The 19,255-nt window shown below is 65.8% G+C and carries 16 protein-coding genes; 5 read left to right on the forward strand and 11 right to left on the reverse strand.

From position 1 onward, the window contains the following. Positions 1-83: 83 nt before the first annotated feature. The 4 genes from GWL_RS19275 to GWL_RS19290 form a co-directional block, all read right to left on the reverse strand. Complete coding sequence (locus tag GWL_RS19275) at positions 84-1,634, reverse strand: methyl-accepting chemotaxis protein (RefSeq protein WP_008333470.1); 1,551 nt, start codon at positions 1,632-1,634, stop codon at positions 84-86. A 180-nt stretch (positions 1,635-1,814) separates the two neighbouring features. Next, positions 1,815-3,293: an efflux transporter outer membrane subunit gene (locus GWL_RS19280; RefSeq protein WP_008333472.1), complete on the reverse strand. Its 1,479-nt coding sequence runs from the start codon at positions 3,291-3,293 to the stop codon at positions 1,815-1,817. Further along, positions 3,290-4,522, reverse strand: a complete 1,233-nt coding sequence (locus tag GWL_RS19285) for an efflux RND transporter periplasmic adaptor subunit (RefSeq protein ID WP_008333474.1) — start codon at positions 4,520-4,522, stop codon at positions 3,290-3,292. The genes GWL_RS19280 and GWL_RS19285 overlap by 4 nt, the downstream gene beginning before the upstream one ends. A gap of 3 nt (positions 4,523-4,525) precedes the next feature. Next, the gene (locus tag GWL_RS19290; protein ID WP_008333476.1) at positions 4,526-7,714 is read right to left on the reverse strand and encodes an efflux RND transporter permease subunit; all 3,189 of its coding nucleotides are present in this window, start codon (positions 7,712-7,714) and stop codon (positions 4,526-4,528) included. Positions 7,715-8,123: 409 nt separating this feature from the next. Here GWL_RS19290 and GWL_RS19295 point away from each other — a divergent pair, with 409 nt between their 5' ends. Beyond that, positions 8,124-9,002: an oxygenase MpaB family protein gene (locus tag GWL_RS19295; RefSeq protein WP_008333477.1), complete on the forward strand. Its 879-nt coding sequence runs from the start codon at positions 8,124-8,126 to the stop codon at positions 9,000-9,002. A 22-nt stretch (positions 9,003-9,024) separates the two neighbouring features. Here GWL_RS19295 and GWL_RS19300 read toward each other — a convergent pair whose 3' ends face one another. The 4 genes from GWL_RS19300 to GWL_RS19315 form a co-directional block, all read right to left on the reverse strand. Then, a complete protein-coding gene (locus tag GWL_RS19300) occupies positions 9,025-9,396 on the reverse strand; it encodes a cytochrome c family protein (RefSeq protein ID WP_008333478.1) in 372 nt (123 codons plus the stop codon). A 43-nt stretch (positions 9,397-9,439) separates the two neighbouring features. Then, positions 9,440-10,663, reverse strand: coding sequence for an MFS transporter (locus GWL_RS19305; protein WP_008333479.1), 1,224 nt, complete (start codon positions 10,661-10,663; stop codon positions 9,440-9,442). Further along, positions 10,663-11,007: a DMT family protein gene (locus GWL_RS19310; RefSeq protein WP_008333485.1), complete on the reverse strand. Its 345-nt coding sequence runs from the start codon at positions 11,005-11,007 to the stop codon at positions 10,663-10,665. Before GWL_RS19310 ends, GWL_RS19305 begins: the two co-directional genes overlap by 1 nt. A gap of 79 nt (positions 11,008-11,086) precedes the next feature. Continuing rightward, the gene (locus GWL_RS19315) at positions 11,087-11,824 is read right to left on the reverse strand and encodes a hypothetical protein (RefSeq protein WP_008333486.1); all 738 of its coding nucleotides are present in this window, start codon (positions 11,822-11,824) and stop codon (positions 11,087-11,089) included. A gap of 213 nt (positions 11,825-12,037) precedes the next feature. Between GWL_RS19315 and GWL_RS19320 the strand changes: the two genes are divergently transcribed. Continuing rightward, positions 12,038-12,370, forward strand: coding sequence for a multidrug efflux SMR transporter (locus GWL_RS19320; RefSeq protein ID WP_008333487.1), 333 nt, complete (start codon positions 12,038-12,040; stop codon positions 12,368-12,370). A gap of 14 nt (positions 12,371-12,384) precedes the next feature. On the opposite strand, the gene GWL_RS19325 is transcribed toward GWL_RS19320, so the two are convergent. Next, positions 12,385-13,326 (reverse strand): GlxA family transcriptional regulator, encoded by a 942-nt coding sequence (locus GWL_RS19325; protein WP_008333488.1) that lies wholly within the window; start codon positions 13,324-13,326, stop codon positions 12,385-12,387. A gap of 110 nt (positions 13,327-13,436) precedes the next feature. Here GWL_RS19325 and GWL_RS19330 point away from each other — a divergent pair, with 110 nt between their 5' ends. The 3 genes from GWL_RS19330 (at position 13,437) to GWL_RS19340 (ending at position 16,454) form a co-directional block, all read left to right on the forward strand. Continuing rightward, a complete protein-coding gene (locus GWL_RS19330) occupies positions 13,437-14,255 on the forward strand; it encodes an SDR family oxidoreductase (protein WP_008333489.1) in 819 nt (272 codons plus the stop codon). Between the two features lie 134 nt (positions 14,256-14,389). Further along, complete coding sequence (locus GWL_RS19335; protein ID WP_008333490.1) at positions 14,390-15,148, forward strand: SDR family oxidoreductase; 759 nt, start codon at positions 14,390-14,392, stop codon at positions 15,146-15,148. Positions 15,149-15,221: 73 nt separating this feature from the next. After that, a complete protein-coding gene (locus tag GWL_RS19340) occupies positions 15,222-16,454 on the forward strand; it encodes an MFS transporter (RefSeq protein ID WP_008333492.1) in 1,233 nt (410 codons plus the stop codon). Here the strand turns inward: GWL_RS19340 and GWL_RS19345 are convergent. After that, positions 16,451-17,800, reverse strand: coding sequence for a sigma-54 dependent transcriptional regulator (locus GWL_RS19345; RefSeq protein WP_008333494.1), 1,350 nt, complete (start codon positions 17,798-17,800; stop codon positions 16,451-16,453). The genes GWL_RS19340 and GWL_RS19345 overlap by 4 nt on opposite strands. Next, positions 17,785-19,239, reverse strand: a complete 1,455-nt coding sequence (locus tag GWL_RS19350) for a PAS domain-containing sensor histidine kinase (RefSeq protein ID WP_237713608.1) — start codon at positions 19,237-19,239, stop codon at positions 17,785-17,787. The genes GWL_RS19345 and GWL_RS19350 overlap by 16 nt, the downstream gene beginning before the upstream one ends. Positions 19,240-19,255: the final 16 nt, after the last annotated feature.

A 19,255-nucleotide genomic window follows, 5' to 3' on the forward strand; every position in this document is an offset into this window, starting at 1 on the left:
GATTCATGAACGATGATTTTACGTAATCAACGATTACGTAAACCCGTCATGTTCAACGCTCGGTCAGATCCACCGGCACTGCATCAACGCTGGATCTTGAACACGCTCACCACCTGCGACAAGCGACCAGCCTGATCCTGCAAGGACTGCGCAGCAGCGGCCGCCTCTTCCACCAGTGCCGCATTCTGCTGGGTCACTTCATCCATCTGGGTGATGGCGCGATTGATTTCCTCGATGCCGGTACTCTGCTCGTTGCTGGCCGCGCTGATCTCGGCCACGACATCGGTGACGCGCTTGACACTGGCCACCACTTCACTCATGGTCGCGCCCGCACGTTCGACCAGCTGGCTGCCGGCGCCGACCTTCTGCACCGAGTCATCGATCAACTGCTTGATCTCCTTGGCGGCGGAAGCCGAGCGCTGTGCCAGCGAACGCACTTCCGAGGCCACCACCGCAAAGCCGCGGCCCTGCTCGCCGGCCCGCGCCGCTTCCACGGCCGCATTCAGGGCCAGGATATTGGTCTGGAAGGCGATGCCATCGATGACCGTGATGATGTCGGCAATGCGATTCGAACTCTCGGTGATGCCTTCCATGGTCTGCACCACCTGCCCCACCACTTCGCCCCCCTGGCTGGCCACATCCGAGGCCGAGGCCGCGAGCTGGTTGGCCTGGCGGGCATTGTCGGCATTCTGCTTGACGGTGGCCGTCAGCTCTTCCATGGCAGAGGCGGTCTCTTCCAGCGAACCGGCCTGCTCCTCGGTGCGCGAGGACAAGTCGAGGTTGCCGGTGGCGATTTCCTGCGAAGCCGTGGTGATGGCATCGGTGCCATGACGCACTTCACTGACGATCTTGTGCAGGCTGTCATTCATGGCACGCAGCGAGTGCATCAGCATGCCGGTTTCATCCTTGCTGTCGGAACGGATATCGACCGTCAGGTCACCCTGCGCCACCCGTTCGGCCACGCTCACCGCTTCGTTGAGCGGGCGCGAAACCGCACGCGCCACGGCGATGGCCAAGGCAAGGGCGATGACCACGATGGCCGCCAGCAAACCGAAGATCCACGCACGTGCCGACCTGAAGACATCGGTGGCGCTCTGGTCGGAACGCGTGCTGCCGGCATCGTTGATCTTGATGATCTCATCCATGTTCTCCAGCATGCTGCGGAAGGTCTTGTTGGATTCTCCCTTGAACATCGCGCGGGCTTCTTCTTCCTTGCCGGCACCGGAAATGTCGGCGAGCTTCTTGTCGATCTCCAGATAGGCGGCGAAGCTTCGGGAGAACTTCTCATACGCCTGTTTCTCCTCCGGCTCCGACAACTGGGCTTCAAAGGTGGCGCGCTGCTTGGCCAGAATGCCCAGTCGCGTATGGATGGCCTTGATGGCATCCTCGCGTTCGACGGGCGTGACCGCGGTGATCATCTGCAATTCCGAAATGCGCATGCGCGGCAGCGAGGCCTGGATCGACTGCGCCGCCTTGATCGAAGGCAGCCAGTTGGTGGCCATGTCGGTAGAAGCCTGGTTGACCGCCTTCAACTCGCTGATGGCGAAGATCCCCAGGATGACTGTCAGGACGATGACGGCCGCAAAGGAAAGGATGAGCTTCTTGGCAATCTTCAGATTGTTGAACCAGTTCATGTCTGCCTCGTTGTTCTTGCTCGTGGGAATATCACTGGCGATTCTAGGCAGGTCGGGAAGCGGCCATATCGTCGATTACACGGGCGTTTACGGGGCAATTGCAGCGCTTGTGACACGGCGCTGACAAGACCGTCAGAAATGTCCTCCCACTCCCCCGAAACTGGTCAGGCCACCAGATCACTACTTCTCTGCCGGCGATAAAGTTTGCGATTGCACAAGCGGCGCCCCGTCTCGGCGCTCATGCCAGTCGCCGCCCAGCGCCTTGATGAGAAACACCGACACCAGCAGGCGTTGCCCCTGCAACTGTGCCGCCTGGCGCTCGCTGTTGAGCAAGGCCTGTTGCGCGGTGATCACATCCAGATAGGGCGTGGCCCCACCCTCATAGCGGCTGCTGGCAATCTCCAGTACCCGACGCGCACTGGCGATGGCCGATTGTGCCTGCCGACAAGCCCGGTCCAGTGCGGCGATACCGGTAATGCCGTCTTCCACTTCCTGCATGGCCGTCAGTACGGTACGTCGATAGCTGGCCACGGCGGCGTTGTAGCCGGCCTGGCTCAAATCCACCCCCGCCCGCAGGCGACCGCCATCGAACAGGCTTTGCGAGGCCGACACCCCCAGCGACCACAGCAGGCTGGGCGCATTGAAGAGCGTAGCCCAGTTGCGGCTGTCGACTCCGTACCCGGGCTGCAGCATGAAGCTGGGATAGAAGGCGGCACTGGCCACACCGATCTGGGCATTGGCCGCGGCCATGGCGCGTTCGGCGGCAGCCACATCGGGACGGCGCTCCAGCACGTCCGAGGGCACGCCCAAGGGAATGTCCGGCAGCGCGACGGGTGCCAGCGAGGGTGCCAGGCGGAACACCGGCGCTGGGGTACCGGTCAGGGTAGCGATGGCATGTTCGTATTGCGCACGCTGGCGGCCGAGCAGATCCACCTGGGTCAGCGTGTTGTCCAGCAGGGCTTGCTGCTGGGCGACGTCCAGTCCCGAGGTGGCGCCCAGGTCATGGCGGGAGGTCGCCAGTTCCAGCGCCTTGCGCTGCAGCGCGATGGCGCGCCGGACGACGTCGAGCTCGATGTCCAGCTCGCGCAGGTTGAAGTAGTTGCTGGCCAGTTCGGCCGTGAGCAACAGGCGCGTGTTTTCCAGGTCAGCCGCCGATTGCTGGGCCGAGGCAGTGGCCGCCTGCACCGAACGTCTTGCCCGTCCGAAGAAATCCAGCTCATAACTGACGTTCAGGCCCAGTGCGAAATCATTCTGTACGGTGGCGTAGTTGGGCGAGTTGTAGTTGGTCAGGGGCCGGTTGGCCGAAATGCGCCCGCGCGCGGCCCGTGCGTTGATGCCGACCTGCGGCACTTGCGCCGCCCCGGCCACCTCCAGCTGTGCGCGTGCCTGCGCCAGTCGGGCCGCAGCAATGGCCAGGGTCTGGTTGCCGGCCAGTGCCTGCTGTTGCAGGGCGTTCAGTTGCGCATCGTTGAAACGTTCCCACCACGGGCCACGCGGGGCAGCATCCTGCGGCTGCATGGTGCGCCACGGGGCTTCCGGGGTCCAGGCGGCGGGCATGTCCACCTGCGGCCTCGCGTAATCCGGACCGCTGGCGCAGGCAACCAGCAGCAACGCACTGGCCAAGGCAAGCACAAGACTGTGGCGGCGCGGCAGGTTCATGAGGCAGCCTTCCTGTCGGCGGATTTGTCCTGCCTGTCCTTGGGCTGAACCGGTGCAGGTTCAACCTGATCGCCTTCGGCCAGCGAATCGGGGGGATTGAGGATCAGCTTTTCGTCGCCCCTCAAGCCGTCCAGCACTTCCACGGTCGCACCGAAATTGCGCCCCAGACGAACCTTCTTCAGCTGCACCCTGTTCTGTCCATCCACCGCCGCCACCAGCGAACCATCACGCCGGAACATCAGCGTATCGGCCGCCACCAGCAGTGTGCCACTGGGCTTCAACGGCACGGCCACCTGCACGAAGGCCCCCGGCAGCAGCGCCTTGTCGGCATTGGCGAGCGTGACCTCGATCTGCATCGAGCGCGTGGTCGCATCGATGGCACCGGCGGTGCGCGCCACCTTGCCTTCGAACTTGCGTGCGCGCAATTCGGACTGGGTCACCGTCACCGGCTGGCCGAGCTTGACCAGATTGGCGTAGGCCTGCGGTACGTTCACGTACACGCGCAGCGGATCGGTCTGCGACAGCACGAAGAGCGCCCGCCCGGCACCCGGATCGATGAGATCGCCCACGTCCACGTTGCGGCGCGTGATGATGCCCGAGAACGGCGCCACGATACGCTTGAAACTCTCCACCTGGCGCAGGCGCGCGACATTGGCGTCTGCCGCCGCCAGGTTGGAACTGGCCTGGGCGAAGGCGCTGCGGCGTTCATCGAGTTCCTGCTGCGAGACGGCGTCCTTCTTGCGCAGGGCTTCCCAGCGCACCATCGAGCTCCTGGCCAGTTCCATGCTGGAGGCGGCCTGCTGGCGTGCAGCCAGGGCTTGCGAAAGCTGCTGGTCGATCTCGGGGGTATCCAGTTCGGCCAGCAGTTCGCCCTTCTTCACTTCGGCGCCGATATCCTTGGTCCAGCGCTTGAGATAGCCTCCGGCGCGCGCCGAGATGGGCGACTGCACGTAGCCCTGCAGGCTGCCCGGCAAGGTCAGCGTCTGGCCTTCGCTGCTGCTGCGGGCGGGTGCCACCCTGACGAAGACTTTGGCACGTTCAGCCGTGCCAGCCTCCAGTGCGCGGGCATTGGCGGCACGGCTGACCAAGGTGCGCGCGGCCCCCGCAGCCAGCAGCAGCAGGACCACGACCAGCACCAGTTTGGCGCGCCTCATCATCTGCTGGCGCTGTTGCGGCTCGCCCTCGCCAAGCGGGTGGATGCCGAGTTCGGAATGACGGTCATGCGACATGGTTCAAGACTCCTGATGCGCGGGCCCGCCCGCCTGAATGCGACGTCTCTCGGCGCGGCGGGCCAGTCGCTGATGCACGCCGGCAAACACCACCGGCACGAAGAACAAGGTCGATACGGTGGCCAGCAACAGACCTCCGATCACGGCACGCCCCAGCGGGGCGTTCTGCTCGGCCCCCTCGCCCAGGCCCAGGGCCATGGGGATCATGCCGATGATCATGGCCAGTGCCGTCATCAGCACCGGACGGATACGGGTGGAACCCGCTTCCAGCGCGGCCGCCAGCGGTGTGGCACCGTCTTGCCTGCGCTGCCGCGCAAAAGCCACGATCAGAATGCTGTTGGCCGTGGCCACGCCCATGGTCATGATGGCGCCGGTCAAGGCCGGCACCGACAGCGTGGTGCCGGTGATGAAGAGCATCCAGGCAATCCCCGCCAGGGCTGCGGGCAAGGCGGCGATGATGATGGCCGCATCGATCCACGACTGGAAGTTCACCACCACCAGCAGGTAGACCAGCACGATGGCCATGGCCAGCCCCACGCCCAGGCCGATGAAGGAGGACTGCATGGTCTCCACCTGGCCGCGCATGACCACCTGACTGCCGCGCGCCAGCCTGGGCTTGATCTCGTCCACCAGGGTGGCGACCTTGTCGGCCACGCTGGCCAGATCGGTGCCCTGCACGCTGACGTAGACATCGATGGCCGGCGAGATGTTGTAGCGCGAGGCCACCGCCATCTGGCGTCCCGCATGCACATCGACCAGGTTGCCCAGCAACTGCGGCGGTGTGGTGGCATTGGCGCCGGCGCCCACCGGAATGTTGAGCAGGGCATCGAGCGAATCGACCTGGTATTGCGGCGACTGCACCGCGATGCTGTAGACCACGCCATTGTTGGGATTGAGCCAGAAGGCCGGCTGCGTCTGCGAGCTACCCGACAAGGCAATGAGCAGGTTCTGTCCGACGTTGGCCGCCGACAGGCCGAACTGCTGAAGCCGTGTGCGATCCATGCGCAGGTCCAGCGCGGGCGCATCCAGGCGCTGATGCACGTGGGCATCGACCGCCCCCGGAATCTGGCGGATCCGCTTGGTCAGTTCGGCGGCCAGGAGCGCGTTGGCCTGCATGTTGGGACCGGTGAACTGGACGTCGATGGCGGCCGGCAGGCCGAAGTTGAGAATCTGGGTGACGATGTCGGCCGGCTGGAAGAAGAACTCGATGCCCGGGAAGCGGCGCGGCAACTGCTCGCGCAGCAACGACACCAGTTCCTCGGTGGGGCGATGGCCCTGCTTCAAGGCCATCAGGATTTCACCATCCAGGGTACCGATGGTGCCGGCATTGCTGTAGGACAGGTTGATGCCGGAATTGGGTACGCCCAGATTGTCGAGGATGGTCTCCAGTTCGGAAGCCGGGATCAGGGTGCGGATGACACGTTCGACTTCATCGGCGGCGCGTGCGGTTTCCTCGATGCGGGTGCCGGTGGGCATGCGCATGTGCAGGCGGATCTGGCCGCCATCCACATTGGGGAAAAAGTCGCGCCCGAGCAAAGGATAGAGCAGGCAGGACAGCAGGCAGAAGCCCAGGAAGCCCAGCGCGAACCGGCGCCGGTGCGCCAGCAGCGAGGACAACACCAGCGTGTAACCGTGGCGCACGCGCTCGAAACGGTTGTCGAAGGCACGATAGAGACGCTGCAACAGGCTCTGCCTGGTGCTGTCGACCTGGCCATGGTGGGCCATGAGCAGCATCACCAGCGTGGGTACCAGGGTGCGCGAAAGCAGGTAGGAAGCGGCCATGGCAAACACCACTGCCTCGGCCAGCGGCACGAACAAAAAGCGCGCCACGCCCGAGAGGAAGAACATCGGCACGAACACGATGCAGATGCACAGCGTGGCCACGAAGGCCGGCACGCCGATCTCGCCGGCGCCGACGATGATGGCATCGTGCAGCGGTTTGCCCAGGTGCAGGTGGCGTTCGATGTTCTCGATGGTGACGATGGCCTGGTCCACCAGGATGCCGACCGACAGTGCCAGACCGCCCAGGGTCATGAGGTTGAGCGTCTCACCCAGCGCCGCCAGCATCAGGATGGCCGCCATGATGGACAGCGGAATGGTCAGCCCGATGATGAGCGTGCTGCGCCAGTTGCCCAGGAACAGCAGCACCATGGCCGCGGTGAGGCCGGCGGCGATGAGCGCCTCGCTGATGACGCCGGTCACGGCTGCCTTCACGAACAGCGACTGGTCGAACAGCGGAGTGATCTTGAGGTCTTCCGGCAGGGTCTGGGCGGCCGTGGGCAGGAGCTTGCGCAGGTTGTCCACGATGTCCAGCGTGGAGGCGCCACCGTTCTTGAGGATGGACAGCAGCACACCGCGCGCGCCATCCTGGCGCACCACGTTGGTCTGGGGCGAGAAGCCATCGCGCACGTTGGCCACGTCCTTGAGATAGATGGTGGCGCCATTGGTGGTGCGCACCGGCAGTTCATTGAGGCCCGCCACCGCTTCGGGCGAACCGTTGATCCTGACCGCGTATTCGGTTGCGCCGAACTTGGCGGTGCCGGAAGGCAGGATCAGGTTCTGCGTATTGATCGCATTGACCACATCGATGGGGGCCAGCCCGCGCGCCTGCAGGGCCTGGGTATCGAGATCCACCGAGATGAGCCGGCTCTTGCCGCCGTAGGGATAAGGCACGGCCACGCCGGGTATGGTCACCAGTTGCGGACGCAGGGTCTGCACGGCGGCATCGAAGACGGTCTGCTCAGGCAGCGTGGGCGAGGACAGCGCCAGCTGCATCACCGGGATGCTGGAGGCGGAGTACTTGATCACCAGCGGCGGCGTAATGCCCGGTGGCAGTTGCCGCACCTGGGTCTGCACCGAGGCCACGACCTGGGCAATGGCGGTCTGGATGTTGGCCTTGGGCTGGAAGAACACCTTGATCACCGTCACCCCGGCCAGCGACTGCGACTCGATGTGCTCGATGTCGCTCACCACCGTGGTCAGCCCACGCTCGTTTTGCGCAGCGATGCGCTGGCCCATCTCCTGGGCCGACAGGCCGTTGTAGTTCCAGATGATGGAGACCACCGGGATATTGATCTCGGGGAAGATGTCGGTGGCCATGTTCTTCAGCGTCAATGGCGTGGCCAGCACGATGAGCAAGGCCATCACGATGAAGGTGTACGGGCGGCGCAAGGCCAGCGCAACCATGTTCATGAACTGCTATCCCTGTGAAACGGGCAGGCCGGACCGGCTGCCCTGTGGCTCAGCCCTGCCCGCAGCCGGCATCCCGTGCGATGTCGGCCGTCCTCTCCCGTGATGCTGCATGACCTCTGGCGCGGCCTGGCGTGTTTCCCCGGTGTCCCGGCCGCGTTGCCTGAATGTGCGCTTGTTTTGCGCTGCCCTGCGCCCCGATGTTGTTCTTCTGGGACCGCGCGGCGTGGCTATTGTAACGGCCTCGCAAGCCGCGTGCAGAAGGCTTTTCGACAAATCGCTTTCTGACAGAAATGTCAGCGAAGCGCTTCTCGCCGGCTGCCAGCACATCCGGAAAAAAGTCCACATGAAGGCCCCGGCAAGAATGCGGTCGCTATGGCACACTGCCCTTCCTTCTCGCCATTTCTGCATCATGGAATTCCTGCGCCAGCGCATCGAAGCCAACGTCCTCGCCATCAGTCGCGGCCCCGGCAGTGCCGACTTCCTGCAGCCGCCGGGCGACCCCGGCCTGTTCGGCCCGGACTCGGCGACCTGGCAGGTGCACAGTGACTTCACCGCCATGCTCACCGGCGGCGTGGCCGCGCTGCTGCTGCAGATGCTGCATCCGCTGCCGCTGGCAGGCGTCTGGGACCACTCCAACTTCCAGGCCGACATGCTGGGCCGGCTGCGCCGCACCGCGCAGTTCGTCGCCGGCACCACCTTCGGCAGCCGGGCCGACGCCGAGCGGCTGATTGCGCGCGTCAGGCAGATTCATCTTGGCGTCACCGGGACTGCGCCCGACGGACGCCCTTATGCGGCCAGCGATCCGGATCTGCTGACCTGGGTCCACGTGGCCGAGGTGCATTGCTTCCTGCAGGGCTATCTGCGTTATCGCCATCCGGATTTTCCGGCGGCACGGCAAGACCGCTATCTGGAGGAGATCGCACTGGTCGCCGAAGCCTTGGGCGCACGCGAGGTGCCACGTTCAAGGGCGGCCATCGCCGATTACATCGACCGCATGCGACCGCAATTGCGTTGTGACGACCGTACCCGCACTACCCTGCAACTGGTCCTGGATGCACCCGCTCCCAACGCGGTAGCACAGCCCTGGACGAAGTTGATGATGCGCGGCGGCGTGGACCTGCTGCCACCTTGGGCGCAGGAGATGCTGGGTGTGAGGCCGCGCGGACCGATGCGGCGCGAACTGCTGCGCCGCTCGGTATGGCTGGCTGCGCAGCCTGTCCGCTGGGCCATGCGCAATGGCTCCATTCATCTGGCCCGCAGACGCATGGGCTTGCCACCGCAGCCCTGAGGGAGAGGATCGAGATGTCGGCCTAGGGCCTGAAGCTGCGCAGGTAGGCCAGGATGTCGTCGATCTGCTTGTCGCTGCCGATGCCCCAGAAGCGCATCTTGTTGCCGGGGACCACATCGCTGGGGGCCTTGAGGAAGGCGCGCAACTTGTCTTCGGTCCAGATGAAACCGGCCGATGCCATCGCCGGGGAATACTTGAAATCGACGGTGGAGCCGGCCTTGCGCCCGATCACGTTGGTCAGCTGCGGACCAAAGCCGCCGCGCGCCGAGGGGCCGACCGCATGGCAGCTGGCGCATTTGGCGAAGGCGGCACGGCCGGCGACGGGGTCGCCGGCCGCGTGGGCCGCCAGCGGAAGGCTGGCAAGACAAAGGACAAACAACAGGCAGGAACGCATGATCGACTCTTGAAAGTTCTACCCTGGCGGGCATGCGGGGATTCTAGCGCTGAACCGCCATCGGTGCGGCCCCATGTTCCCGCCGCTGCGCCAGCGCACCCCACACCCCCAGCGCCAGCAAGGCGATCCCGGTCAGGGCTGCAAAGGCCGCGCCATAACCGTAGTGCCTGGCCACCACGCCGGCCAATGCCGGGCTCATGGCTGCACCGATGGACTGGATGGTAGTGACCGCGCCCAGGCCGATGTTGATGTGGCCGCTACCCTGCAGGATGCGCGCCACCGAGCCCGGCAAGGCCACCCCCAGCAAACCCGCGCCGACGCCATCGAGCATCTGCACCGGCAACAGCGCCCAGGCCGAATCCCAGACCCCGGCTACCAGGCCGCGCACCGGCAACGCCAGCAGAGCCACGGTGATCAACAGCCAGTAGCCCTTGCGGTCGGCGAACCGACCCGCAAAGAGCGCCGTGGGGATCATCACCAGTTGCGCCACGATCACGGTCAGCGCCGTATAGAGCGCCGGATCGGCATTGCCGCGCGAGACCACCGACTGGCTCAGCAAGGGCAGCATGGCCGCATTGCCCAGGTGGAACAGCATCATCACCAGCGCCAGCAGCATCAGTGCACGCGAACCGGCCAGCACACGCCAGGTGGACGCCTGCGGCTGGTCGGCGGCACGTTCAGGATCGAGGCCACGGGCGACATCATGGTCGATGTCCTCGGGCCGGATGCGCGAGAGGCACACCAGCGACGCCACCGCCATCACCGCCATCAGCACGAACACCGCCGGCAAGCCCCAGAAGTAGCCGAGTGCACCGGCCAGCGCCGCCGAGAAGACATTGCCGCCGTGGTTCCAGGCCTCATTGTTTCCCAGTTGCGCAGGCAAGCCCTGCTGGCCGACGATGCCCAGCGTCAGGCCGGCAATGGCCGGTCCGATGATGGCGCCGACGATGCCGGTGCCGACCTGCGAGAGGGCCGTGACCGTGAAGCTGGACGAGATCAGCAACAGCAGCGAGCCCGCCACCACCAGCACCGAACCGATTCCCACTACCAGCCGCTTGGCGCGCACCGCATCGGTGAGTGCGCCGGCAGGGGTGGTGGCGAGCATGCCGGCGACACCGCCCAACGTCATCACATAGCCGATGTCGTCCGCGGCCCAGCCATGACCCATCAGGAAGACGCCCAGGAAAGGGCCGAGTCCGTCGCGCACATCGGCCAGGAAGAAGTTCAGCCTGGACAGCCAGGCAATGGAGCCGGCGCTGGCATTCATCAAAGGGGCCCCTTGAAGATGAAGAAGGCGCCCAGGCAGATGCAGCCGAAGCCGACCAGGTGATTGATGGTGAACTGCTCGCCCAGGTACAGCACCGAGAAGATCGAAAACACCACCAGCGTGATGACCTCCTGCATGGTCTTCAGTTCGGCGGCGTTGTAGACGGTATGGCCGATGCGGTTGGCGGGCACCGCGAAGCAGTATTCAGCCAGGGCGATGCACCAGCTGACCAGGATCACCAGGTACAGCGGCCGGTTCTCGAACTTGAGGTGGCCGTACCAGGCAAAGGTCATGAAGACGTTGGAGATGATGAGGAAAACGATGGGAAGGATTTTTGGCGACATGGTTCTTGTTCTTGATCAGATGGATGAAATGACACGCAGGACATCGGGCAGAGCGGCCGCCTGCCCGTGCCGCAAACCCTTATCGGACGCGGCTGTACAAGGGTTGCAGGGAATCGGCGCTGGCGCCGGCATCGATGGCCTCGATGGCGGTGCCGACACTGTTGCGGGTTCCCAGGCCATTGGCAGCAAATGGCGCGCCGGGTTCCAGCGGGGTGCGCAGGCTGTCGGGGGCGAAGCGCACGATGCTGCCGTCATCAAGGATCACGCCATTGGCTTGGCCACGCGGGTCAGTCAGCACCAGGGCGATCTTGCCGCGCACCGAGAGCTGGCGCAATTGTGCTGCGCGCAGATGCGGCGGCAGCGGCGGATTGGCATCGAAGGCAGGCGGGCGGTCGATCACGGTCTGGCCATTGGCCAGGTTGACGATGGCATCGGCCTTGATCACCCCGGCCGCTTCCGCCTGGCCGAACACGCGCACCGACTGGCCCGGCCTGACGGCGTTCTGCAGGGTCTGCGACAGGTGCGGAGGGAACTTGACGACCGTGCGCTCACCCACCATCAGGCCATCGACTTCGCCATAGGGATTGATCAGCAGGCGACTCACGCGACCTTCGGTGATGGGCGCCTGGGAGGTCATGGCGGCATCATAGGTGGCAGGCGGGGGCGCCATGGGGGCGGCGCCCGGCGGCGGGACCGGCGGCACGGCCTGGGCCTGGGCCTGGGCCTGGGCCTGGGCCACCATCATCGATCCGGACAGGACCAGGGCCAGGGCCGGGAACGCGACTGGCCAACGAGGAAGCAAGGTGGAACGGGACATGACAACTCCTTTGCGCTGTGAGGTGAGAGAGGTACGCTCTCTTTTTTGCAAACCCCGTGCCTGCCATGAATCCCTTGAAAATCAATGACTTGAAACTATTCCTCCTCGAGCGGTGTCCGTTCTCGTGACACCCTGGCGTCCGTTGCCGGACACTGTCCGCGCCGCGCGCCGGCACACGTTGAACGACTTGATTTATCCACAGGAGAAACCCGCATGTCCGCTTACCTGACCCTGGCGGTCGCCATCGTCGCCGAGGTGATCGCCACCACCGCCCTCAAATCCTCACAGGGATTCACGCGTCTGTTGCCGGGCATCATCGTGGTACTGGGCTACGGGGTGTCCTTCTATTGCCTGGCGCTGACCCTGCGCACCCTGCCCACCAGCGTGGCCTATGCGATCTGGTCCGGGGTGGGTCTGGTGCTCATCACCCTGGCGGCATGGCTTGTTCACCATCAGCGGCTGGACTGGCCGGCCATCGCAGGCATTGCGCTCATCGTGGCCGGCGTCATGGTGATCAATCTGTTTTCGGCCAGTGCGGCGCACTAGGGGCTGTTCACACCTCAGGCGCGCACTTCGCGCCGCATCGATTGCGGGGCCACGCCAAATCCGCGCAGGAACACTTCACGCATGTGGCGGCGATCCCTGAAACCCGTCTCGCGCGCCACCACTTCCAGCGGATGACGGCTCTGCTCGATCATCAAGCGCGCCGCCTCCAGCCGCAAGCCCTCGATGGCCTTGGCCGGGGATTGCCCCGTCTCTGCGGTAAACACCCGGGTGAACTGGCGCGCACTGAGGTTGGCCTGCTCGGCCAGTTCTTCCACCGTGAGGGCGCGCTTGAGATGGCGGCGGGCATAGTTGAGCGCATCCTGGATGCGGTCGGTCTTGGGTGCCAGCGCCAGCATTTCGGAATGCTGCGACTGCCCACCGGCGCGGTGCTGGTGCATCACCAGCTTGTGCGCCACGCCGCGCGCCACCTCCTCGCCCAGGTCCTTGCCGACCATGGCCAGCGCCAGGTCCAGCCCGGCGGTCATGCCGGCCGAGGTCCACAGGGGGCCATCGACGATGTAGATGCGGTCGTCTTCCACCTGGATGTCGGGGAAGCGCGTGCGCATGGCGGCGGCGAAGGCCCAGTGCGTCGTGGCACGGCGCCGTGCCAGCAACCCCGACTCGGCCAGCACGAAGCCGCCGGTGCAGATGCCGGCGATGCGCCTGGCCCGCTTGGCTGCGCGCTGCAGGAAGGCGCGCTCCCCGGCACTGGCGGGCGACTCCAGCGGATCGCCCACGCCGCAGACGATCCAGGTATCGATGGTGGCCGAGGCGGCGGCCTTGCCGGTATTGACCCGCATGCCCAGAGACGAGGTGACATCGCCGCCATCGACCGAATAGTTGTGCATCCGGTAGAACTCGTGGCCGACGACCTTGTTGGCATATTCAAAGACCGACTGCGTGGCCAGGCCCATGACCTGGAATCCTTCCGTGAGCAGATAGCCGATGTGGTGCATGTCCTGACTCCGTAACGAATGTCCTAAAACACTACCATATACGTCATTCAGGAAGTCTGCAAGCGGCCTAAGATGCACTCCATCGACACACCACACCCAAGGAGAACAGCATGAACCAGCCGCAAAACCAAGTCCATCGTGGCACTGCCCTCGTCACCGGCGCATCCTCAGGCATCGGCGCGATCTACGCCGACCGCCTGGCACGCCTGGGTTACGACCTGATCCTGGTAGCCCGCAACCGCGAGCGCCTCAATGCCCTGGCCGCCAGCCTGACCAACCAGACCGGCCGCAACGTCGAAGTGCTGGAGGCCGATCTCGGCCAGGCCGATTCGCTGGCCCAGGTGGAAGAGAAACTGCGCAGCGATGCCAGCATCACCCTGCTGGTCAACAATGCGGGCATCGGCACCCATACGCCGCTGCTGCAAAGCAAGGTCGAGCACATGACCGGCATGATCGCCCTCAACGTCACCGCCCCGACCCGCCTGACCTATGCCGCCGTGCCCGGTTTCGTGGCCCGTGGCCGGGGTGCGGTGATCAACATTTCCTCCATCGTGGCCGTGGCGCCGGAAGTGCTCAATGGCGTCTACGGCGGCAGCAAGGCCTTCGTGCTGGCCTTCTCGCAATCGCTGCACCACGAACTGGCGGCCCAGGGCGTGCAGGTGCAAGCCGTGCTGCCGGGCGCCACCGCCACCGACTTCTGGGCCATCGGCGGCCTGCCGGTGGAGCACCTGGACCCGGCCATCGTGATGTCGGCCGAGCAGATGGTCGATGCGGCCCTGGTGGGATTCCAGCGCGGCGAGCTGGTCACCATACCCTCGCTGCATGACGAAGACGCCTGGACCCGTTTCGAGAGCGCACGCCAGCACATGGCCACCCAGCTCTCCGCCAATACCCCGGCGCCGCGCTACACCCGCGCCGATCTGCACTGAGCGGCCGAGGCTGCCTGCAACTGCCCGAAGCACCACGGATAGGCCGTTTTTTGTCCCGATATGAACCTTGCCGCGACGGCCCGCTACGGGCGGGCGTTTGCGGCACCCCAACCCTGACCACGTGAAGGAAAATCATGAAACTGACCGACAACACCCTCTTCATCACCGGCGGCACCTCCGGCATTGGCCGCGCCCTGGCCGAAGCCTTCCACAAACTGGGCAACCAGGTCATCATCGGCGGCCGCCGCAAGGCCCTGCTCGATGAAGTGACTGCTGCCAATCCCGGCATGGATGCCATCGAATTCGACGTCTCCAGCCTGGCCAGCATCGATGCCGCCGCCGCCACCCTCAAGGCACGCTACCCCAAGCTCAACGTGCTCATCAACAATGCCGGCATCATGCCCTTCGACGACGCCGGCGGCACCATCGATGACCAGGTGAGCCGCAACATCCTCGACACCAACCTGCTGGGCCCGATCCGCCTCACCTCGGCCCTGATCGACCTGCTCAAGGCCCAGCCGCGCGCCACCATCATTCACAACACCTCGGTGCTGGCCTATGTGCCGCTGGCGGTCACGGCGGTCTATTCGGCCAGCAAGGCGGCCCTGCATTCGTATGCCCTGTCGCAGCGCTTCATGCTGCGCGACACCTCGGTGCGGGTGCAGGAGATCGCCCCGCCCTGGGTCGATACCGATCTGGTCAAGAAGAGCGGCGACCCGCGCGCCATGCCGCTGGATGCCTTCATCGCCGAAACCATGGCCAAGCTGGAAAGCGACGCCGAAGAAATCATCGTCGAGGCCGTCAAGCCCTTGCGCGACAATCCCGGTGCCAATGAACACGGGTTAGTCAATGGCTTCAACGCCGCGCTGATCGCCAATCCCATCCCGGTCTGATCGGGACCGCTCTTCCACCGCAACCGGCCATGGCAGAAGTCCCTTTCTTGTCCATGGACCGGTCGCCTCGCTGATGGTCGAACCCACCATGAATACCACTCCTACCACTCCCACCTCCTCCACGCCGCAGGCACAGCCGCACCAAGGCTCGCTGCTCACCGCCGGGTTCCTGGCCCTGGGCAGTTTTGCCATCGGCACCGAGGGTTTCATGATTGCGCCGCTGCTGCCGAGAATGGCGGCCGACTTCGGCATGAGCGTCTCGACCGTGGCCAGCCTGGTGATCGTCTTTACCCTGGTGCTGGCGGTCAGTTCGCCCATTACCACGGTGCTGTCGGCGGGAATCAACCGGCGCAACCTGCTCATCGGCGCCATGGGCATCTTCACCCTGGCCAATCTGCTGGCGGCGCAGTCGACCGGCTTTGCCAGCTTGCTGACATCGCGCCTGCTGATGGCGGTCGCGGCCGGTCTCTACACGCCCAACGCCAACGCCCTGGCCGGTGCCATCGTCAAACCCGAGCAGCGCGGACGGGCACTGGCCATCGTCAGCGGCGGCATGACCATCGCCATCGCGCTGGGCCTGCCGCTGGGTTCGGTGGTGGGCCATGCCTTCGGCTGGCGCGCCACCTTTGGTGCCGTGGCCGTGATGGGGGCAGTGGCGGTGGCCGGCATCTGGCTGGGCGTGGATCGGCGTGCCGGTGGGCAGTTGCACGTGGCCGGCCTGGGCGAGCGGCTGGGCGTGGTGGGGCAAGCGCAGATCCGGCGCCTGCTGGCCATCACCCTGTTCTGGTCGGTGGGCGCGTATGCGGCCTATCCCTACATTGCGCCTTACCTGGCGCAGACGCTTTCCTTCGGCGACCAGGGCATCGGCATGTCCGTCAGCCTGTGGGGTGCCGCTGCCGCCGTGGGCGTGACCGTGGGCGGCAGCCTGAATGACCGCTTCGGCTCGGGCCGCGTGGTGCGGCTGTCGCTGCTGCTGTTGATGCTGGCATTCTGGGCCTTGAGTGCGGCTACGCTGCTGGCGCCGCAGGCCGCGCTGGTGCCGGTGCTGGCCGCGGTGGTGGTGTGGGGTTTTGCGGTGTGGGCGTTCTTTCCGGCGCAGATGGCCAGGCTGATCGCGGCAGGTCCGCCCGCACAGGCCTCTGTGGCCTTGTCGCTCAACACCTCGACCATGTACCTGGGCTTCTCTCTGGGCAGCGCCGTGGGCGCAGGCATCCTGGCGCTGGGATGGGTGGGCGGCATCGGGCTGTTCGCGGGGGCTTGCGCCCTGGCAGGCGTGCTGCTGGAACGCAGGATGAAGGCGCCTTAACCGCCGGAAGGCCCCTGCTCTTCCAACTTGCGATACAACTGCTGGCGCGAGATGCCCAGCCGGCGCGCGGCTTCGGCGCGGTTGCCGTTGGCCGCCGCCAGCGCCCGCTGCAGCATCACCCGCTCGACCTGCGCCACGGCCACGGCCAGTTCGCCGTCCCAGTCGATGGCGACTTCGCTGGCGCTGCCCACGGCAGTACGATCAGCCAGCTCGATATGCTCGGCCTCGATGCAGGCGCCATGGCTCATCACTGCCGCACGCTCCATGGTATTGCGCAGCTCGCGCACGTTGCCCGGCCAGGCATGCTGCAGCAGGCGGCGCGCTGCGGCCGGGCTGATGCGCTTGGGGGCGTCGCCACCCTGCTGGCGCAGGAAATGTTCGGCAATGGCGAGGATGTCGCCGGGACGCTCGCGCAGCGGCGGCACCTTGATCGGCAGGACCTGCAGGCGATACCAGAGATCCTCGCGGAAGCGCCCTTCGCTGATTTCCTGCGGCAGGTCACGGTGGGTGGCGGCGATCACCCGCACATCCACCTTCACCGCCTGCTGGCCACCGACCGGCGTGAGTTCGCGTTCCTGCAGCACGCGCAGGATCTTGGCCTGGGTCGGCAGGGCCATGTCGCCGATCTCGTCCAGGAACAGCGTGCCGCCATGGGCTTCCTGGAAGCGGCCCAGGCGCGCTGCGGTGGCGCCGCTGAAGGCGCCTTTGACGTGGCCGAACAGTTCGCTCTCGATCAGCTCGGCGGGAATGGCAGCGCAATTGACGGCCACGAAGGGACGCGCCGCGCGCAGGCCGTTGCGATGCAGGGCGCGCGCCACCAGCTCCTTGCCGGTGCCGGTCTCGCCCAGGATCAGCACGGTGGCGTCGCTGGTGGCAGCCCGCCCGATCTGCTTGAACACCTGGCGCATGGCCTCGCTGTCGCCGACCAGGGCATTGCGTTCACTGCTGGCTGATGTGTCTGGCGTCATTGCCGTATCGGCGCGGGCCGCGCTCTGGCGCAGGGCGCGCTCCAGCGTTTCCACCAGGGCAGCGCGCGGCACCGGCTTGGTCAGATGATCGAAGGCGCCCAGGCGGATGGCTTCGATGGTGTTGTCGCCGCTGGCGTAAGCGGTCAGCATGATGCAGGGAATGGCCGCGATGGCCGGGGCACGCTGCAGGAAGACCAGGCCATCTTCCTCCGGCATGCGCAGGTCGACGATGGCCACGTCCACCGCATGCGCGCCCAGCAGTCTCAGGCCGGCGGCAGTACTGCCGGCTTCCAGCACCTCGTGACCCAGGTCGCCGACGGTCTCGGCCAGGCTGCCGCGAAAGGCAACATCGTCATCGACGATCAGGATGCGCGCCATGGCAACTCCATCTCGAAACGGGCGCCGCGTTCACTGGCGGCCAGGTTGATCACGCCACCATGCGCATGCACGATCTCGCGCACCAGCACCAGGCCCAGCCCGGTGCCACCACTGCGCTGGCTGACGAAAGGGTCGAACAGACTGTCACGCAAGGCCTCCGGCACGCCCGGTCCGTCATCGGCCACCCACAGCACCAGCCAGCCATCGTCGCGCAGGCGGGCGCCAAGTTCGATATGACCACCTGCAGTGCCATGCGCCAGGGCATTGAGCAGCAGATTGTCCACGGCGCGCGCCATCTGCACCGGATCCAGCGCACTCGTGACGAGACGCCCGGCAAAGCTGCCCCTGTCGATGGCGGCTTGCAAGCGCACCTGTTGTCGCTCGGCCAGTTCGGCATGGGCCTGGCAACGGGCATCGATCCAGGCCGACAGATCGGTGGCCTGGCGCTGCACCTGGAAGGGCTGCGCCAGCGCCAGCAGGCTGGCCACCAGCGTATCCAGGCGCTCGGTCTGGCTGACCACCATTTCCAGCGCGCCGGTCACGCGTTTCTCGCGCACCTGCGGGGGTGCGGCCAGGGCATTCTCGGCCTTCATGCGCATGGCGCCAATGGGATTGCGGATCTCGTGGGCCATGCCGGCGGCGACCCGGCCCAGCGTGGCCAGGCGTTCGGCATGGGCGAGCTGGCTGGCCAGGCGTTCGGACTGGCTGCGCCAGCGCGTGAGCGTAGCGCCCAGCCATACACCGCTGATGATCACGAAGGCCAGCAGCAGGGCGCTGGCTACCAGCAACTGATTGAGCACCGTGGCACTCATCACGGGGACGCGCTTGAGGGTCCAGGCGGCCAGCGGCAGCTTGTCCAGCGGCACCGGACAGGCGGCAAACACCACCGCCTCGCGCAGGCCGGGACGCACGTCGGTGACGGTAGTCCCGCCATCCAGGGCGCGCTGCGCCATCGAGACGATGCGTTCCATTTCCGCGCCCGGCGGGTCGCGCTTGATGCCGCTGCCGTCATAGGTCGGGAAGGCATAGGCCACGACATTGCGCTGCGGATGCCAGAAGCCCCCCTCCACTCCGGCCTGATCGCGCAGGGACAGGTCGATCACCGCCTGCATGATCGCACTGGCGGGCAGGCCATCTCCGTCGGTGGCAATGCGGGGCGCGCCACTGCCGGAAGAGAGCGCGTGCGCCAGGCCCGCGCTCATGGTCGCACAGCTCACGGCGGCCTGGCCGGTGGCCTGACTGATCTGCGAGGACGCGCCCTGGCGGCTCAGCTGCAGCAGCAGGAAGGCCAGGATGAGGGCGATCAGAGCAATGAAGGCCCACAGGATGACCAGGTCGCGCTTGATGGTGTTCTTGATGTTCAGGATGCCTCCGGCACGGCGCCAGTTCGGTTGGCGGCGCTCGCATTTGACCATGAAGCGGGCGACCAATGAAACCATGTGACAGACGGTGCTG

The sequence above is a fragment of the Herbaspirillum sp. GW103 genome (assembly GCF_000261365.1).
Lineage (GTDB): Bacteria > Pseudomonadota > Gammaproteobacteria > Burkholderiales > Burkholderiaceae_D > Herbaspirillum.

What these genes read in the sequence shown, in the direction of transcription:
- GWL_RS19275 (WP_008333470.1), bottom strand. Translation starts at nt 1,634, where the DNA reads ATGAACTGGTTCAACAATCTGAAGATTGCCAAGAAGCTCATCCTTTCC.
- GWL_RS19280 (WP_008333472.1), bottom strand. Translation starts at nt 3,293, where the DNA reads ATGAACCTGCCGCGCCGCCACAGTCTTGTGCTTGCCTTGGCCAGTGCG.
- GWL_RS19285 (WP_008333474.1), bottom strand. Translation starts at nt 4,522, where the DNA reads ATGTCGCATGACCGTCATTCCGAACTCGGCATCCACCCGCTTGGCGAG.
- GWL_RS19290 (WP_008333476.1), bottom strand. Translation starts at nt 7,714, where the DNA reads ATGAACATGGTTGCGCTGGCCTTGCGCCGCCCGTACACCTTCATCGTG.
- GWL_RS19295 (WP_008333477.1), top strand. Translation starts at nt 8,124, where the DNA reads ATGGAATTCCTGCGCCAGCGCATCGAAGCCAACGTCCTCGCCATCAGT.
- GWL_RS19300 (WP_008333478.1), bottom strand. Translation starts at nt 9,396, where the DNA reads ATGCGTTCCTGCCTGTTGTTTGTCCTTTGTCTTGCCAGCCTTCCGCTG.
- GWL_RS19305 (WP_008333479.1), bottom strand. Translation starts at nt 10,663, where the DNA reads ATGAATGCCAGCGCCGGCTCCATTGCCTGGCTGTCCAGGCTGAACTTC.
- GWL_RS19310 (WP_008333485.1), bottom strand. Translation starts at nt 11,007, where the DNA reads ATGTCGCCAAAAATCCTTCCCATCGTTTTCCTCATCATCTCCAACGTC.
- GWL_RS19315 (WP_008333486.1), bottom strand. Translation starts at nt 11,824, where the DNA reads ATGTCCCGTTCCACCTTGCTTCCTCGTTGGCCAGTCGCGTTCCCGGCC.
- GWL_RS19320 (WP_008333487.1), top strand. Translation starts at nt 12,038, where the DNA reads ATGTCCGCTTACCTGACCCTGGCGGTCGCCATCGTCGCCGAGGTGATC.
- GWL_RS19325 (WP_008333488.1), bottom strand. Translation starts at nt 13,326, where the DNA reads ATGCACCACATCGGCTATCTGCTCACGGAAGGATTCCAGGTCATGGGC.
- GWL_RS19330 (WP_008333489.1), top strand. Translation starts at nt 13,437, where the DNA reads ATGAACCAGCCGCAAAACCAAGTCCATCGTGGCACTGCCCTCGTCACC.
- GWL_RS19335 (WP_008333490.1), top strand. Translation starts at nt 14,390, where the DNA reads ATGAAACTGACCGACAACACCCTCTTCATCACCGGCGGCACCTCCGGC.
- GWL_RS19340 (WP_008333492.1), top strand. Translation starts at nt 15,222, where the DNA reads ATGGTCGAACCCACCATGAATACCACTCCTACCACTCCCACCTCCTCC.
- GWL_RS19345 (WP_008333494.1), bottom strand. Translation starts at nt 17,800, where the DNA reads ATGGCGCGCATCCTGATCGTCGATGACGATGTTGCCTTTCGCGGCAGC.
- GWL_RS19350 (WP_237713608.1), bottom strand. Translation starts at nt 19,239, where the DNA reads ATGGTTTCATTGGTCGCCCGCTTCATGGTCAAATGCGAGCGCCGCCAA.